Consider the following 15,977-nt stretch of genomic DNA (forward strand, 5'->3'; position numbering starts at 1 on the left):
TACCTCTTACAGCCAACCAGTCAAAATTTGGTTAATTTTTTCTGGTTGTTCCAGCATGGCCATGTGACCACATTGTTCTACATAAATTAATTCAGAATATTTAATATTTTTTGCCATATGCTCCGATCGTTCTGTAGGCATGACGTTATCTTGTTTGCTGGAAATTAGTAATGTTGGACATTCAATTGTAGGCAACAAAGGCGAATGATCTGGTTTACTCAAAATAGCGTTCAGTTGTCTTTTATAGTTCTCAACACCCACTTCTTGAGCCATTTCTTGTGCCAAAGGTAATAGAGCATCGTGCTTTTGTTTATCATAAATTGAATTTTTAAAGATGAGCTTGATTAGGAAATCAAACTTTCCTTTATTCATTAAATCGAGAGAACGTTCGCGCTCTAGTTGCCCTTTTTCAGATACCAATTTGGCAGCGGAATTAATTAGGATGAGCTTTTCTATTCTGTCTGGGATAAGGCGATACAATTCAAGTGCAATGTAGCCTCCCATAGAAAATCCAATTAAGGTAAATTTTTTAGGAGCAATTGAAATAAAGCGATGAGCTATTTCTACAATAGAATCGCTATTGAGCACATCAACATGATGAAATCTTCTGTCCTCTTGAAGAAAGACTTCTTGTTGATTCCAAAGATTTGGGGTTGCCAATGCCCCAGGAATAAGTACTATATCCTTGTCCATTACCAATGATCATATTATTTACAATAGCTATTAAGATATCCTATGGTGACAATAATTCAAGCAAAATCTGAGTATTTGAGTCAAATTTATGCAATAATCCTGGAACTGGCAAAGTATGAGAACATTCTGGATAAAATTAAAATAACTGAATCACAGCTTGGAGAGCTTCTTTTTTGTCATGCGCCTAACCACTTTGTTGCATTAGCACTGATTGACAAAAAAATTGGCGGTCTGGTGATGTTTAATTATACCCAAAATAATATTTGCGTTAATGTGACTCGCGGGATTTATATTGAAAATTTATATGTTTCTCCCCTGTATCGGCGTCAGGGCATTGGGTGTGCTTTATTCCAATATGTTGCCTGTAAAGCAACTACTGATGATTGCTCAAGAATAGAGTGGTGGGTGTCTCGAAATAATCGGGAAGCCAGACATTTTTATAAAAAAATTGGTGGGGTTGCTTTATTAGATTGGCACGTATTTAAATGTGACCAAACTGGTATTAACAATTTGATGAGTATAGGAACTGATGAACATATCCTCTTCGAGTAAAGCATTATTTGCTGGTGTTTCAGGCACCGCCTTGCAGTGGTATGACTTCGCGCTTTTTGGTTACTTCGCACCAATTATTGCAGCAACTTATTTTCCTAATGACAATCAATTTGCTTCGCTTTTAAGTGCTTTTGGTGTATTTGCTGTTGGTTATTTATTAGCACCAATTGGCTCACTATTTTTTGGCTATATTGGTGATCAATATGGCAGGAAACGGGCTTTAACTCTCAGTATTTTAGCAATGGCTATTCCTACAGCTCTAATAAGCGTTGTTCCTTCTTACCAATATATTGGAATTGCAGCACCGTTCCTTATTACTTTTTTAAGAGTGATTCAAGGTTTTGTTGCAAGTAGTGAATTTACTGGATCTGCTATTTTCCTTGTTGAACACGCTAAACCTGAGAAGAAAGCATTTTATGGTTGTTTAACCAGTTCGGCTTACAGCACTGGTTTGATACTAGCGGGACTGGCTGCTTCATTCTTTACGGCATCATTTATGCCAGACTGGGGATGGCGACTCGGGTTTGGGTTAGCTTTGATTGCTGGTATTTTGATTTTTTATTTACGAACCCATGTTGCTGAAACGCCTGAATATGAACATATTGCTCAACATGATAAACGACGCTTGCCTTTTCTGGCGGCGCTGAAAGAAGCACCTTTGGCAGTAATTGGTATTATAGGGATAGCATGGTTGGTCAGTATTATGACCTTTGGAACTTATATATTTACTGCAACGTATCTGCATAGTTATTTTCATATTTCACTTGGTTTAGCTACATTACTTATCACTATAGCTTTAGCAGTTGATGCCATACTCGAACCGTTTATTGCTTTATTAGCAGACAGAACTGGGATCTTAAAAGTAATTAGATTGGGTATGGTTGCTATGTTACTTTTGAGTATTCCCATTTTTTTCCTACTCGCCACTGGAAATGTTGTTTTGATTGCCATGGGATTGGTTTTCATGTCTATTTTGATCGCCATTACTTATGCACCACTCAACGCCTATATGGTTTCTCTATTTCCTCATCAATATCGTTATAGTGGGTTTGGAGTTGCTTTTAATGTAGGTATTTCATTGTTTGGTGGTACAACACCTTTAGTGATGATGTGGTTGGTGAATACAACCAATAATTTTATTTCACCTGCTTGGTACTATATGTTTGGGGCAATTATAGGATTAGGCTCCATAATGATTTGTGAACAAGGCCGAAGAAAATTGATACGTTTGGAATCTGCTTTAGCCTATTAAAATGAGGTATTTGTAATGTTATTGTTTAGTTCCGCTTTATCAAAGCACAAACTTACTTTTACACGATTAAGTGATTGTATGGAATATATTTCCCTTGCAGCCAAATGGGCTGAAGATGAATGGGGATACATACGAAACAAAGGGGTTGAATATCGTGAAGGCGTAATGCATGCGTTGAGCCATGATGTCTATATTGGCACTTATGCAGGACAACCTGTAGCGATGTTTGCTCTATTAGAACATGAGTTTCCTAATTCGCGTGGGTTGAGTGCACGTGAACTAATGTATGTCTATGTAGATAAAAATTATCGAGGGCTAGGGTTTGGCAAGCAGATTATTGAAGAAGCAAAACGGCTAGCAGCTGTGGCAGGCTCGGATTTGGTTTTGCTAGATACGCTAAAACCTAGTTTAAATCGATTATATGAAAAGCATGGTGCAAAAGTGGTTTGCGAAGGTAGGTTGTTTTCTCATCCAACCGATGTGTTAAGTATGTCAATTTAATAATTTTTTAGGAACCTTATAAGTGGCAAAAGAGTTAAAAGGAAACAATCAGTCAGATTTTGCTAAAGTGCATCAAATGATTACTGAGGCTAAATCCAGAGTTTGGCAACAAGTCAATAAAACTCTTATTCAGTTGTATTGGTCTATCGGACAGTATGTATTTAATAAGATAACACATGATGGTTGGGGCAAGGGTATTGTAGAAGAGCTAGCGGACTATATATCAATAGAGCTACCAACAATTAAGGGGTTTTCAGCGCGTAATATATGGAGAATGAAGCAATTTTACGAGACTTATCATGAGAATACAGAACTGTCGGCAGTGCTGACAGAAATTACGTGGACAAATCATTTGCACATTTTGTCTAAAACAAAAACTATTGAAGAAAAAGAGTTTTATCTGCGTTTAGCCGCCAAACATCATTACTCTGAACGCGATTTTGCAAGGTTAATAAACGTCGGAACATTTGAAAGAACGGTGCTTGCCGATCAAAAACTGTCAGCAGTGCTGACAGAATTACCCGATAGTAAGGGGAGGTTTAAGGACAGTTATGTTTTTGAGTTTTTAAATTTACCTGATGATCACAAAGAAAAAGATTTAAGACGAGCCTTGGTCGCAAACCTAAAAAAATTTCTACTTGAACTTGGCCCAGATTTTAGTTTGATTGGAGAGGAATATCCTTTGCAAGTAGGAATGAAAGATTTTCGTGTGGATCTATTGCTTTTTCATCGAGAGCTTAACTGTATGATTGCAATAGAATTAAAATGCACAGAATTTAGTCCTTCGCATTTAGGGCAATTACAATTTTATTTAGAAGTATTGGATAAAAACATAAAAAAAGCACATGAAAATCCAACGATTGGTATATTAATTTGCAAAACGAAGGATGAGGAGGTTGTTCAATATGCGATGAATAGACATGCTTCTCCAACGTTAATTGCAGAGTATGAAACCAAATTAATCAGTAAAGCTGTGTTGCAAAATAAGTTACACGAGTTTGCATTACAGTGGGACAATGATGAATAGTAGATATTCTAAATAAATTATTTTTCAAAAAATTAAAGAAAAACAATTGAACCAAAAAACACGATATGTTTAAATAAAACAACAAATCGTGTTTTTTGGTTTTTAATATGTCTACTATCGCTTTACTACCTCGACTTATTCGTTTGAAAGATGTCCCCAAGTATATTGGCATGGACAGAAATCGATTTAATACTTTCGTAAGACCTAATCTTATAGAAATTCCTATAGGCAAACAAGGCGTAGCGTTTGATCGACTTGACCTAGATGCTTGGGTAGATCAATATAAGCAGTGTAGTGGGCGTCCAGGCGGCAAAGAGCAAAGGAGTACAAAGCCATGGGACGTAAACAAACAACAGGACTATTTAAAAGAGGCCAAGTTTGGCATATCGAAAAGCAAGTCCTTGGACATCGCATTCGAGAAAGCACTGGCACAAAGTCGCTCCAGGAAGCGGAGCAATACTTAGCTAGGCGGTGTGAAGAGATTAGACAGGCAACGATTTATGGAGTAAGGCCAAAACGCAGTTTTAAAGAAGCTGCGGTGCGATTTTTAAATGAAAATCAACATAAGGCCAGCATTGATACCGATGCAATACTCCTAAAGTCTATTTGCCCGTTTATTGGTGATTTGACCTTGGAGCAAGTGCATATAGGAACGTTGCAATCATTTATAAAAGCAAAACAGGAAGCGAAGCTTAAAACAAAATCAATTAATAATACACTAGAGTTAGTTCGGCATATTTTAAACGTTGCAGCAACTGAGTGGATTGATGAGAATAGTTTAACGTGGCTTCTGGTTGCTCCTAAGATTAAATTATTGCCAGTTAAAGATGCACGAGCACCATTTCCTTTATCTTGGTCAGAGCAATCAAGGTTCTTAGAAGCGTTGCCAGTTCATTTAAATCAAATGGCACGTTTTAAAGTTAATACAGGATGCCGAGAGCAAGAAGTATGTCAATTACGTTGGGAATGGGAAAAACGTGTTCCAAGTTTAAATACGAGCGTTTTCATTATCCCTAGCCATATTAATAGGGATGGTGAATTAAGACAGCTGGTAAAAAATGGGGAAGATCGGCTGGTTATCCTTAATGATGAAGCTAAAGCAGTCATTGAGGAGGTTAGAGGTATTCATTCTGAGTTTGTGTTTTCTTACAATGGAAAGCCAATTACACGCATGAACAATACGGCTTGGCGAAATGCGCGTAAAAAAGCAAATCTCAGTGATCTGAGAGTTCATGATTTAAAACACACTTTTGGAAGAAGACTTCGAGCAGCTGGTGTAAGTTATGAGGATAGACAGGATCTGTTGGGGCATCGTTCTGGCAGGATTACTACTCATTATTCTCAGGCTGAGTTGAGCAATTTATTAGAGGCTGCAAATTTAATTATTCAAAGCCGACGAGAAAGTAAAGAGCTTACAATTCTCCGAGTAAAACAAGGTGGAACCCACACTATCCCCACAAAATCCCCACAGTGTGAAATTAGGGCAGTAGGTTAATTTAAAAATGAAGAGCTAACTATTTGATTTTAAAACGATTAAATGGTGCGCTCGGAGGGACTCGAACCCCCGACACCTTGGTTCGAAGCCAAGTACTCTATCCAGCTGAGCTACGAGCGCCTGGTGAGATTCGGGTAAAACTTGTGCTGATCTGTATTAGTGGTCTGAAATGGTGGGTCGTATAGGAATCGAACCTATGACACAAAGGTTAAAAGCCTTCTGCTCTACCGACTGAGCTAACGACCCATTGGTTTGTCACTAATAGTTATTTGCTCTTTGGATTATCCACCAAAAATGGTGGGCCGTATAGGAATCGAACCTATGACACAAAGGTTAAAAGCCTTCTGCTCTACCGACTGAGCTAACGGCCCAAAGAGGCTGGAATAATAACGGATTAGGATAAAATTTCAAGTATTTTTTTAAATTATTTTTTAAATTAATGCCTCTCCGATATATAAATGATCAGTACAGGCAAGAATTATCCAACCCTTATTAGCCAGTTTAATTTTCTGCTCATTCAATTGCTCAGCCGCTACGACAATCAGTAACACATCAGCTCCCAAGGCTCCGCAGCCCTTTGCTGCGAGAACGCTTTTATCAGCTTTTAAGTCCATGATTTGCTGACGGCTGTGTTCGGCCACTAATCGCATTTCCGACAAACGTTGATGATAGGTGTTAATGGCATCGGTTAGACTCTTGCTATCTTTGTGTTCAAAAGCCGTTTTCGCCTGTTCGACTATTGATGGCAGCAAGTGAATTGCACCTGGTAAAGTCATATCCTGTAAATGATGATGAGTCGCCAGTTTTTTTCCGCTGTGCAGTAAAAGAAAGGCGATATCAGGAAAGGGCCATGTGTAAGAGTTGAGAATATTTTGCTCACGATTGATGTAAACGCAGTGATGATTTGACTGAGCCAGTACATCATAACCGCTGGGGCGAAGTCCCTTGCCGTTCCAGGCGCATTCAAAATAAGCATTTAAAAGATTTTCTTGCGTCGGGCTAATATTTTGTAAATAGCAGCTCGCCAGATAAGCCCCCAGAAACTGAGCACTTGAAGCCCCTAAACCTCCCTGCCCCTGATAAGGGTCAAACCAGCTTAATCCTGCCTCAGCCTGTTTTTGTCTGCTCCACCATTTTCCTGCTGGAGATTCAGTGTGAATTCCCTGGATTTCTTCTGTTGAATTAATCCTCAACTCAAAACAGGGCGCTGTCGTGAGAACAATAGCGGATTTCCCTATCACAGCCGCATATTCTCCAATCAAAAATGTTTTTGCAGGGATAGACCATTTCATTCTTATTATCCTTTGCGGATCTCTGCCAATAACTCCTGCGCATTTTTAAGACTAACGCGCTTATTTAATGATAGCCAGCTTTGCAGCTTATCTTTCAATACAGGCATTTCATCTTCGTTGGCTCCTGCAACTAATAATAGATTATCAATATGCAATTTCATATGTCCCTGAATAATGCCTTCGGTGCAAAGTGCCTTCATGGCCCCAAGATTCTGTACTAAACCCACCGCCGCGATAACTCTTGCCAAATGATTGGCGGAATCAATTCCCATCATGCGCAAACACATGCTGGCAGTGGGATGAAGCGCCGTCACCCCGCCGACCGTTCCTACTATAAGCGGCGCCGTTAATTGCCCGGTTAACTGACCATTATTATAACGCCAGCGGGTAATAGCGCGATATTGGCCACTGTGAGCTGCATAGGCGTGGATTCCAGCTTCGACAGCTCTCCAGTCATTCCCGGTTGCAATCAAAACCGGATCAATACCGTTCATAACCCCTTTATTATGAGTCGCGGCGCGGTAAGGATCTTTTTCAGCAAATAAAGACGCCTCCTGCAGGCACTCGCCTAATTCGTCATCAACTTCATTAATTACGACCCGAGCGGTCGTTAATTTCTGATCATTTAGATTAGACAAAATGCACATGGAAACCTGTTCACCGCTTAAGTTCTCAAGCGGCGTTTTCAGATATTCCAGTACCTGATTAATAATATTAGCTCCCATTGCGTCACAGCTATTCATCATCAGATGGATAATGGCCATATCAGCCCCATCATCCCGAATCAAATGACGCAAATGCAAATCTCTCACCCCGCCGCCTCGTTTCACCATATTGGTGGCAACGTCCTCATTGGCTTTTTGGATTAACATCTGCTTGTTTTGCTGAAACAAGGCTTCAAAACGGGCAAAATTTTTGACTTTGGCTAACTGAATTTGTCCAATAATGCATTCACCATCGACCCAGGTTGTTATTTCGCCCTGCTGTCTTACCCATTTCGCAGTTTTTGATAAAGCCGCAATGATTGAGGTTTCTTCCACCGCGAGTGGAATAATATAATCCTGATGATCAATACGAAAATTGGTAGCGACCCCCAGAGGCAACTGAAAATAGCCAATTACATTCTCAATCAGTTTATCTGCGAGGCTAATGTCATTTATGCCCCCCGCCCTCAGGTAAGACACATCATCGCTAGTTAAAGCGCCTAATTCCAATAATCGATTAAATCGTTCGTCGCGGTTCAATCTGGAAAAACCCTGAAATAATTGGCTGGCTTGATTACTAATCGGCATGCCTTCTCCTGTAAATCTGAAATAACTAGCGGTTAAACCAATAACATTAAAAAAAGGCAGACTTTAGCATAAACCCTTAGAAGATAACTATAAGATTAAAGGAATCATTTCTTGACCTTTTCCAATAAGGAATAAATTTCATTCAGGCGTGTATTTAAGCGTGTAAAAAAATACATCAGATTAAAAAATCCCAGGGATTTGCTTTCCAGTGTAGAAAATCGGGCGGGATCTGCTTTAATTGCCTTGGTCAATATATCAATGATGTTAATCGCAGGCAGCATCGGCGCATGAGTTTCTTTTTTCAGACGTTTTTTTAATGTATCCAGATTATTTATTGTGGTATCCACTGCCAGTAGAATTCGTTTTTTATCCTCTTCATTGATATAAGAGGAAAGCCAGGAATAAGCCTCTATCAGCCCCACTACATAGTGAGTACAAAAAGCGGTTTGCGTCAGTAAAAGATGAAAATCCTTGCGGTTAATGCGATGAAAAAGGACTTCATAACTAATAGATAATGCGTTTTTCCGTATCAACTGGTACTCAAGATATAATTGCTGAACGGTAACGGGCTCTGAAGTAATTGGCCGATTCAGAAACTCATTGGACAACGAGGCCTGAATTTTTTCTATATAGCGCACAAACAAATCAACCACATTGGTTCTGACCGGCATACAATACGTGGAAACGGTCAATGCGATCGCAGCACCAAGCGCTGTATCCAGAATTCTTTCTCGCAGCAAATACAGATTCCAGTCGCCAAACATGGCAAATAGATAAACTACGAAGCCCGTCAGGGCAATCATTGCCGCCAAATGAAAAATCTGAAAAAGATACACTGCGAAAAACACAAACAATAGCATAATCCCCAGAATTACATACTGGTTCTGCGGGGTTAACCAATACAAGAGCGTACCTCCCGCCCCGCCAAGAATTGTCATACTGACTCGTTCCAGCGAGCGTTTCAGACTCTCTCCCCAGGATTGGGTAGTCAATGCCATTGCTGTTAGGGTAATCCAATACCCTCTTTCCAGATTAAGAAAGTAACTTAGAATTTCCGCGATGGTAATTGCTGTTGCAGCCTGCCATGCTATTTTAGTGGTATTGCGAAGCGCCATCTTGGATCCTTACCAGTTCAGCCATGTGCTGATTAAGCAAATTGAATGTTAATTTCAGGTTGAGTAAAGCCATCACCAGTGTAGGCTCCGTCAAAAGCTCATGGCTCATGGATTCATCCAGCTGCCGCAGAGAAACCTTCACGCGCTCATACCGGATTACAAAATCCTTCCTCATTCGCACCGCATCAAAAAGCGCGGCGAGACGCCGATTAATGACGATTAAGGATAATCGAACGGAGCGAGGCAGTTGATAATCATAAATTTTTATAACATGGTAGGCTTCCACCATCATCGTGTAGGCACTCACAAAAGCATACTGATGGACGAGAATTTCGCTGACTGTTGATTGGTAGCCATCAAATACATCGCTTTGCTCGATCGTTTGGTTGCTGTCGAGCAAATGATTCATATTATGTTTCAATCGCACAAAGGACAATTTTTCAAAACTTTGAATAACATCGCGTTTAACCAGATAGTATCGGATTTCCCTCATTCCTCTTGCGAGTAATTTAAATAAACGATTTGAGTTTTTTATATATAATTTGGGATAATTTTCCGGAAAAATGAATATTGCCACCAATGCCGCGACTAAAAGACCAATAATCAAAGCATGCAAATGCATCCAGGCGGCATCCGGTGTATCAAAGGGCAGAATAGTAGCAAAAAAACACAGGATCCACGCCATCATCGGTGCCATACTGTTTTGAAGTCCAAAACGACGACAGTAGTTCACTGCAAAACCTAATCCAATTAAAACCAGCGCCGTCAGATTATGCGAATCCCTGACTTTCAATCCCAGTATGAAAACCATAAAATACACCAGATCAAACACGATGACCTGAATAACCCGCAAAGCAAAAGACTTGGCAATGATTCCCTGCAGTGAGAATCCGCAGGCGATTCCGGCCATTAATTTTCCGAACAAAGGTTCTTTTATGCTCAGCGTCAAGGTAATCAAAATCGCCATGACCGTTTTTAATGCATGTTTGAGACGGAAATAGCCCGGATCTACCCCCCAAAGAAATAATCTTAACTTCCTGATCGGCGTCATTATTTAATTTTACATCCTTACTGCTGTACCGGCCTGACCTACAAGCAGGGTTCTCAATTAAAAGTCATCTCACAAATTCTCCAATTTCTCAAGTCTTCAGATCTGAATTTTGGAGAGTGTTCATTAAACTGTGTCATTACTCACAGGCACGCCGTCATCTCGAACGTAGTGAGAGATCTCCCAAACTGACATGTCATGACACAGTTTAAATGAACACTCTCGAATTTTATGATTGAAAAAAAATGCGCGCCTAGATACTCTACGTAAATAGTTTATTCGAGATAATTAAATGGCTGGCAGAATGCTTGTATTCTCTGCGCTGAACAATTCTTATAGCCAATGCAATCATGACTAAAGTACTCTCAGACGCCGGGCTTAAATATGACGAAGAGCATCAGCGATATGAATGCACAGGATCCTGGACCGTCTCCACTCTGAATGGCTTCATTGAGGCAGTGCAAAAAGAAAAGCTGCCAGAGTCGGATAGCCTGCGTATCAATGGAAAACAGCTTAAGCATTTTGATAGTGCAGGCGCATTAGCGCTGCATAATTTTATTTTATTTCTGAAAGAGCACCACAAAAAAGCGGAGCTGGAAGATTTTAATACCCAGCAATCGGAACTGCTTAAACTGATTGCTGAAAAACAGGAAGTGCTTGATTTTCATGTGCCCCCAGCAAAACCTCAGCCCATTCTTGAGATGATTGGTCAGGAAACCATTCATAAAATTAATCAGGCTGACGGCTTTATTATTTTGCTTGGCGATCTGAGCACCAAACTGTTTGAAGCATTTGGGCAATGGCGGCGCTTTCAGTTCCCGAGCATTGTTTCCATTATCGATTCAGCTGGTATCAAAGCTCTTCCGATCGTGGCACTGCTTTCTTTTTTAATTGGTGTTGTACTGGCTTATCAAATGGGGCTTCAGCTGCAAACTTATGGAGCCAACATCTTTATCGCTTATTTATCAGGAATGGCGATTTTCAGAGAGTTCGCCCCGCTGATTACCGCCATTATCGTAGCGGGCCGCACCAGTTCAGCATTTACTGCCCAGATTGGCAGCATGAAAATCAATGAAGAAATTGACGCCCTTTATACAATGGGCTTATCCCCTACTGAGTTGCTGGTCATGCCCAAAGTCATTGGCCTGCTGATTGTTTTTCCCTTACTGATTTTCTGGTCCGATGTATTCAGTGTGTTTGGAGCGATGTTCATGTCAAAATGGATGCTTGGCGTCAACCATTTCGACTACCTCGCCCGCCTGAAAGATTCAGTTGGCTTATCTCAATTGATGTTAGGCCTTTATAAAGCACCGGCCTTCGCCTTTCTGATTGCTTTGGTAGGCTGTTTCCAGGGATTTCAAGTGGAATCCAGTGCTGACAGCGTCGGAAGTCAAACGACCAAAAGCGTTGTTCAGGCCTTGTTCCTGATTATTATTGCCGATGCCGTATTCTCAGTGGTTTACAGCTGGATGGATTTATAATGGCTGCCCCTGTAATTGAAGTAACTGGTTTAAAAAACAAACTGGGCGGGCACTGGGTTCATAAGAATGTCAATTTAACTGTCAATCAGGGAGAAATTCTTGCGATTATCGGAGGGAGCGGCAGCGGTAAAACCACAATATTGCGCAGTTTGTTGATGCTTTTAAAGCCAACTGAAGGCGAGATTAAGATTTTTGGTCAGGATATATCGACCCTTTCTGTGCGTAAAGCCAATACCTTGCGTCAACGTTGGGGCATGTTATTTCAACATAGCGCCTTGTTTTCGGCCATGACTGTTTTGGAAAATATAACGTTTCCTATGCGTGAATTCACGGCCATGGACAAGCAGTTTATGGAAAAACTGGCCATGCTCAAGCTGTCGCTGGTCGGATTGCCGGAAGAATCAGCGAGCAAGTACCCTTCCGAGTTAAGCGGCGGTATGCAGCGAAGAGCAGCCGCGGCAAGAGCCATCGCTATGGATCCGGAATTATTATTTCTGGATGAACCAACGACCGGTCTTGACCCGCGAGGGGCTCGTCAGTTCGATGAACTGATTCTTTTTTTACGTAAAACATTAAACTTAACCGTTGTGATGATAAGTCACGATCTTGAATCCTTAAAATCAACCGATCGGGTTGCTTTTATAGGGAATGGAGAAGTGTTGGCAGTGGAGCCTTTAAAAGAATTAATGAAAAATCCGCATCCACTGATTGCTGAATACTTTAGTAAATTTTAAACTACTGGCATTTGCCATCGGAGCTAATATTCCTTGGAAGCTAAAACAAATTACACTATCGTCGGGTTAACTGTTGTCATTCTTACTGCGGCTCTGCTGGCGTCAGCCCTGTGGCTATCAGTGGGTTTTGATCAGAAAAAATACAAGATATATGCAGTGTATATCCACGAAGCAGTTTCTGGACTCAGTGAAGACTCGCCGGTGAAATACAATGGCGTGCCCGTGGGTTCAGTTGCCAAAATTGAATTAAGCCAGATCGATCCTCAGCAAGTTAAAATTTTATTGAATATTGAGGAGGGGACCCCCATAACCACCAGTACCACCGCCACATTAATTTCGCAGGGGATTACCGGTACAACTTATGTGGGTTTATCAGCCTCCTCCTCTGAACTCACTCCCTTGAAAAAGATTCCCAAAGAACCTTATCCCATTATTCCAGCCAAGCCTTCTCTTTTTTATCAGTTGGATAGCGTATTAAAAGAAGTCGCTGAGAATGTAAATGGCGTTACGGTCAAGATTAATAAAATTTTTGATGATGAAAATGCCCTGTATATTAAAAACACCTTAAAAAACCTGGAGGGCTTTTCTGATGTGGTGGCTAAAAATAACGAAACCATTAACAATACCCTGAAAAGCACAGACGTTCTGACCCGCAATCTCGCCCAAGCGAGTAAAGATTTGCCGGCGATTATCCGCGATGTGAAACAAGGGGTGGAAAAACTGAATGTAATGACAGAACGAATTAGTGAAGCAGGGGAAAAAGTGAGCAGCGCTATGGATGCCGGCAAAACCACCCTGGATAAAATTTCACAACAAACCATACCGCCTGCCGTTGTTCTGATTCGCCGTTTAAATACGATTGCAGCTAATCTGGAACAAGTCAGTAACTTAATGCGCCAAAATCCTGCTGTGGTAGTTCGGGGAACTGCAACGCCCAAAGCCGGACCGGGAGAGTGACTTGAATAGATTAATCGGAAGCTTTGGCCTGATTGCCAGCATACTGTTTTTGCAAGGATGTGCGGTTAAACCGACAGTTACCAATGAATATAAACTGGAAAGCTTCAGCAGCGAGAAAGCTGCCAGTAAGCCGGTCCATGCTTCCATTCTGATAACCCATCCGGATGCTGCAACCGGCTATGACACCGAAGAGATGCTGTATACCGATAAGCCCTTTGAAATCAGCAATTTTGTCCATAATGCCTGGATGGGGCCACCCGCCGATATGCTTTTACCTCTCATGGTGCAGAGCTTGCAGAAAAGCGGCTATTTCTATGCAGTCGCTTCGACTGCAACTTCGGAATTAACCGATTATCGTCTCGATACACAACTATTGGAATTACAGCAGAATTTTCTCAAAAAGCCCAGCCAGCTTGATTTCACTGCCAAGATTGTTTTAACACATGTTAGTGATAATCGTATTATCGCTTCCAGAATAATTGAATTGCATATTCCCTGTCCAAGCGAGACACCCTACGGCGGTGTTATTGCCGCGAACCAGGCCACAGGATTATTTACAGCCGGGGTTACGAAGTTTGTATTAAATCATGTTAAAAATGATTCCCATTAAATTTAAGCAATGTTTCTATCTTCCACTGCTACTACTGGCTTTTGATGACAGCTCCAAATCGGGAGCGCTCTCTCCCACAGGAGCTTGTTGCTGCGATTTAATACCGTCAACTGCTACTTTATAATCCGTACAGGAAGGTCTGCTCGTGACCTCTTCAGGAGGTAAATTATCCCTCAACTTGTCTAACACTGCTTTTGTCCTGCTTCCCTTGCCCTTTTCTATATCAGGATATTTCTCCAAAACTTTGACAAGCGCTCCGCGTAATCCATATTCCGGTATCAGAGTAAGCAACAGATTAAGCCCCGCTTGTTTCTCGGCCTTAAGCCCTTTACTGGCTTTAAAAAATCGCGCTCTCTCGTCTCTCAGAATATCAATTTGCGCTTTAACGGCTGATAATAAAGGATCATCCAGGCTCATCTCTGGTGGCACCCACTGTTTAGGGTAATTTTCCTCATCAAAAAAATGCTCTATTTTACAGGAAATATGCTCTACAGGGTGATTGTTGCGCAGCCTTTGAATCAATTCCTGATAAGCACTTATACTGGATGACTCCAACTGTTTAAACTCATTATACATCGCATTGAGGTTCATCAGAGCTGGCGAGTCGGCAGGCAATTCATTGCGCATAGTTTGAACATAGCGAACGATTGAGTTTTTAAAATTGTCGTGAACCGTATTCCTGACATTTTCAAATACATTATCAAGATACCAATTGGCATATGATTCGCTGCTTCGTGTGGCAAACGCCATAAAGTCTCGCGGGATCTCCATTGTTCTAACGTTTCCAAGATCAACATCTTTCGCCTGAGCTATTGAGAGAATTATCCATTCAGCCAAAGCCGCTGAACCTAATCGAATAGGAAGTATGCGGTACAACTCCCGATTTAAGACCGCAAGATTTTTATAAAAACCGACGGGATCTTTTTTCACATCCCATTTGAGAAGTGTTTCAAATAGCTCCTGAGGCTTTTGAATCTGCTCTGAAAGGGGCTTAGCATCCATCATAGGATAGGTAAAACTTACATACTGGGTATTTTTATATTCGAAGATGTGGACATTGAACTGATCGCTCAGCTCTGGCTTTTCATCCCGACAAGTAGTTTTATACTTTACAGTTTGACCTTTTCCAAGTTCAAATTTTTGAGCTACGTAGTGTAAGGAAGGGGATATCAATTGGCGCCCGGTCTCAGCTTCCAATTCTCTGGAAACAAAATCCTGTGGAGCGAAGTCCTGCGCTAAACGCTGCATTATTGGATTGTAAAATTTACTATACGTAGTGTTTTTGGGCCCTATGAACTCAAGACAAATTTCCGTTGGTGATGATTCTTCGCCTCTTATTTTTCCATATTTTGGACGCTCGTCATCCGTTCCATGCTTTAATAAATCAGCCATAAAGGCTCGATGTTGACCCATTTCTTTTATCATATTGAGTAATTTGGTGTCTCTCCTCATATTCATGGCAAAATGTTTGGCCACTAACATGGTATAGACATTCCAAATAGTTTGATTAGAACTTGTATGCCTATCCACTAATTTATTTGAGTAGGCATGGTCAGCAATTTTGCTAAAGAAATCCTGAAGAACCCTTTCACTTGTTCCGAGCAATTCGTCCACAATCCAGTCAAAATGAGACTCACCCGGCTTGAGACGGCGATTCTCCTGATGAACCATTTGTAGAAACCCGTCAATAAGTTCGTTTTTGCTTGGCATCTTTAACTCTACACTTTATTTTTAAGTTTAGACTAGAGAGATCAATCTGCAGAGACTTAGCATTTGCTTACTGCAATACCTAAAGCAACAATTGACGACAGTTTGTAACGTCTTGACGCACTTCGATTTATAGTACACTTCAATCCATTCTTAAAATCATGGCGAAAATACAAAAACAATTGTACAATGGCTCGCCATTAGGGCGAATTAAATTTTGA

Annotated in this window: 15 protein-coding genes and 3 tRNA genes; 9 read left to right on the forward strand and 9 right to left on the reverse strand. The window is 40.9% G+C overall.

Annotated elements, in window-relative coordinates:
- Positions 1-6: 6 nt before the first annotated feature.
- Positions 7-693: an alpha/beta fold hydrolase gene (locus E1O89_RS05465; RefSeq protein WP_133139296.1), complete on the reverse strand. Its 687-nt coding sequence runs from the start codon at positions 691-693 to the stop codon at positions 7-9.
- Between the two features lie 42 nt (positions 694-735).
- Between E1O89_RS05465 and E1O89_RS05470 the strand changes: the two genes are divergently transcribed.
- The 5 genes from E1O89_RS05470 to E1O89_RS05490 all read left to right on the forward strand — a co-directional run bounded on the left by E1O89_RS05470 (position 736) and on the right by E1O89_RS05490 (position 5,520).
- A complete protein-coding gene (locus E1O89_RS05470; protein WP_133139297.1) occupies positions 736-1,245 on the forward strand; it encodes a GNAT family N-acetyltransferase in 510 nt (169 codons plus the stop codon).
- Positions 1,223-2,497 (forward strand): MFS transporter, encoded by a 1,275-nt coding sequence (locus E1O89_RS05475; RefSeq protein ID WP_133139298.1) that lies wholly within the window; start codon positions 1,223-1,225, stop codon positions 2,495-2,497. The genes E1O89_RS05470 and E1O89_RS05475 overlap by 23 nt, the downstream gene beginning before the upstream one ends.
- Before the next feature lie 15 nt (positions 2,498-2,512).
- Entirely contained in the window at positions 2,513-2,998 is a 486-nt protein-coding gene (locus E1O89_RS05480; protein WP_133139299.1) for a GNAT family N-acetyltransferase, read from the forward strand.
- A 22-nt stretch (positions 2,999-3,020) separates the two neighbouring features.
- Entirely contained in the window at positions 3,021-4,025 is a 1,005-nt protein-coding gene (locus E1O89_RS05485) for a YhcG family protein (protein ID WP_133139300.1), read from the forward strand.
- Positions 4,026-4,359: 334 nt separating this feature from the next.
- The gene (locus tag E1O89_RS05490; RefSeq protein WP_133139301.1) at positions 4,360-5,520 is read left to right on the forward strand and encodes a tyrosine-type recombinase/integrase; all 1,161 of its coding nucleotides are present in this window, start codon (positions 4,360-4,362) and stop codon (positions 5,518-5,520) included.
- A 43-nt stretch (positions 5,521-5,563) separates the two neighbouring features.
- On the opposite strand, the gene E1O89_RS05495 is transcribed toward E1O89_RS05490, so the two are convergent.
- The 7 genes from E1O89_RS05495 to E1O89_RS05525 all read right to left on the reverse strand — a co-directional run bounded on the left by E1O89_RS05495 (position 5,564) and on the right by E1O89_RS05525 (position 10,270).
- Positions 5,564-5,640 (reverse strand) — tRNA-Arg (locus E1O89_RS05495).
- A gap of 50 nt (positions 5,641-5,690) precedes the next feature.
- Positions 5,691-5,766: transfer RNA gene (locus E1O89_RS05500), tRNA-Lys, on the reverse strand.
- Between the two features lie 49 nt (positions 5,767-5,815).
- A tRNA-Lys gene (locus tag E1O89_RS05505) sits at positions 5,816-5,891 on the reverse strand.
- A 60-nt stretch (positions 5,892-5,951) separates the two neighbouring features.
- Complete coding sequence (locus E1O89_RS05510; RefSeq protein WP_133139302.1) at positions 5,952-6,812, reverse strand: hypothetical protein; 861 nt, start codon at positions 6,810-6,812, stop codon at positions 5,952-5,954.
- 5 nt (positions 6,813-6,817) lie between these two features.
- Entirely contained in the window at positions 6,818-8,104 is a 1,287-nt protein-coding gene (locus E1O89_RS05515; protein ID WP_133139303.1) for a hydroxymethylglutaryl-CoA reductase, degradative, read from the reverse strand.
- A gap of 104 nt (positions 8,105-8,208) precedes the next feature.
- Positions 8,209-9,219, reverse strand: coding sequence for an FUSC family protein (locus tag E1O89_RS05520; protein ID WP_133139304.1), 1,011 nt, complete (start codon positions 9,217-9,219; stop codon positions 8,209-8,211).
- A complete protein-coding gene (locus tag E1O89_RS05525; protein WP_133139305.1) occupies positions 9,197-10,270 on the reverse strand; it encodes a hypothetical protein in 1,074 nt (357 codons plus the stop codon). The genes E1O89_RS05520 and E1O89_RS05525 overlap by 23 nt, the downstream gene beginning before the upstream one ends.
- Before the next feature lie 347 nt (positions 10,271-10,617).
- On the opposite strand from E1O89_RS05525, the gene E1O89_RS05530 reads away from it, so the two are divergent.
- The 4 genes from E1O89_RS05530 to E1O89_RS05545 are packed head-to-tail and all read left to right on the forward strand — an operon-like array spanning position 10,618 to position 14,049.
- A complete protein-coding gene (locus tag E1O89_RS05530) occupies positions 10,618-11,748 on the forward strand; it encodes an MlaE family ABC transporter permease (protein ID WP_133139306.1) in 1,131 nt (376 codons plus the stop codon).
- Complete coding sequence (locus E1O89_RS05535) at positions 11,748-12,482, forward strand: ABC transporter ATP-binding protein (protein ID WP_133139307.1); 735 nt, start codon at positions 11,748-11,750, stop codon at positions 12,480-12,482. The genes E1O89_RS05530 and E1O89_RS05535 overlap by 1 nt, the downstream gene beginning before the upstream one ends.
- A 33-nt stretch (positions 12,483-12,515) precedes the next feature.
- Positions 12,516-13,439, forward strand: coding sequence for an MlaD family protein (locus E1O89_RS05540; RefSeq protein WP_133139308.1), 924 nt, complete (start codon positions 12,516-12,518; stop codon positions 13,437-13,439).
- 1 nt (position 13,440) lies between these two features.
- Positions 13,441-14,049 (forward strand): ABC-type transport auxiliary lipoprotein family protein, encoded by a 609-nt coding sequence (locus tag E1O89_RS05545; RefSeq protein WP_165483072.1) that lies wholly within the window; start codon positions 13,441-13,443, stop codon positions 14,047-14,049.
- A gap of 15 nt (positions 14,050-14,064) precedes the next feature.
- Here the strand turns inward: E1O89_RS05545 and E1O89_RS05550 are convergent, their stop codons facing one another.
- A complete protein-coding gene (locus E1O89_RS05550) occupies positions 14,065-15,759 on the reverse strand; it encodes a hypothetical protein (RefSeq protein ID WP_133139309.1) in 1,695 nt (564 codons plus the stop codon).
- Between the last annotated feature and the right edge of the window lie 218 nt (positions 15,760-15,977).

The sequence above is a fragment of the Legionella genomosp. 1 genome (assembly GCF_900640215.1).
Classification (GTDB): domain Bacteria; phylum Pseudomonadota; class Gammaproteobacteria; order Legionellales; family Legionellaceae; genus Legionella_C; species Legionella_C quinlivanii_A.

What these genes read in the sequence shown, in the direction of transcription:
- E1O89_RS05465 (WP_133139296.1), bottom strand. Translation starts at nt 693, where the DNA reads ATGGACAAGGATATAGTACTTATTCCTGGGGCATTGGCAACCCCAAAT.
- E1O89_RS05470 (WP_133139297.1), top strand. Translation starts at nt 736, where the DNA reads ATGGTGACAATAATTCAAGCAAAATCTGAGTATTTGAGTCAAATTTAT.
- E1O89_RS05475 (WP_133139298.1), top strand. Translation starts at nt 1,223, where the DNA reads ATGAACATATCCTCTTCGAGTAAAGCATTATTTGCTGGTGTTTCAGGC.
- E1O89_RS05480 (WP_133139299.1), top strand. Translation starts at nt 2,513, where the DNA reads ATGTTATTGTTTAGTTCCGCTTTATCAAAGCACAAACTTACTTTTACA.
- E1O89_RS05490 (WP_133139301.1), top strand. Translation starts at nt 4,360, where the DNA reads ATGGGACGTAAACAAACAACAGGACTATTTAAAAGAGGCCAAGTTTGG.
- E1O89_RS05510 (WP_133139302.1), bottom strand. Translation starts at nt 6,812, where the DNA reads ATGAAATGGTCTATCCCTGCAAAAACATTTTTGATTGGAGAATATGCG.
- E1O89_RS05515 (WP_133139303.1), bottom strand. Translation starts at nt 8,104, where the DNA reads ATGCCGATTAGTAATCAAGCCAGCCAATTATTTCAGGGTTTTTCCAGA.
- E1O89_RS05520 (WP_133139304.1), bottom strand. Translation starts at nt 9,219, where the DNA reads ATGGCGCTTCGCAATACCACTAAAATAGCATGGCAGGCTGCAACAGCA.
- E1O89_RS05525 (WP_133139305.1), bottom strand. Translation starts at nt 10,270, where the DNA reads ATGACGCCGATCAGGAAGTTAAGATTATTTCTTTGGGGGGTAGATCCG.
- E1O89_RS05530 (WP_133139306.1), top strand. Translation starts at nt 10,618, where the DNA reads ATGACTAAAGTACTCTCAGACGCCGGGCTTAAATATGACGAAGAGCAT.
- E1O89_RS05535 (WP_133139307.1), top strand. Translation starts at nt 11,748, where the DNA reads ATGGCTGCCCCTGTAATTGAAGTAACTGGTTTAAAAAACAAACTGGGC.
- E1O89_RS05550 (WP_133139309.1), bottom strand. Translation starts at nt 15,759, where the DNA reads ATGCCAAGCAAAAACGAACTTATTGACGGGTTTCTACAAATGGTTCAT.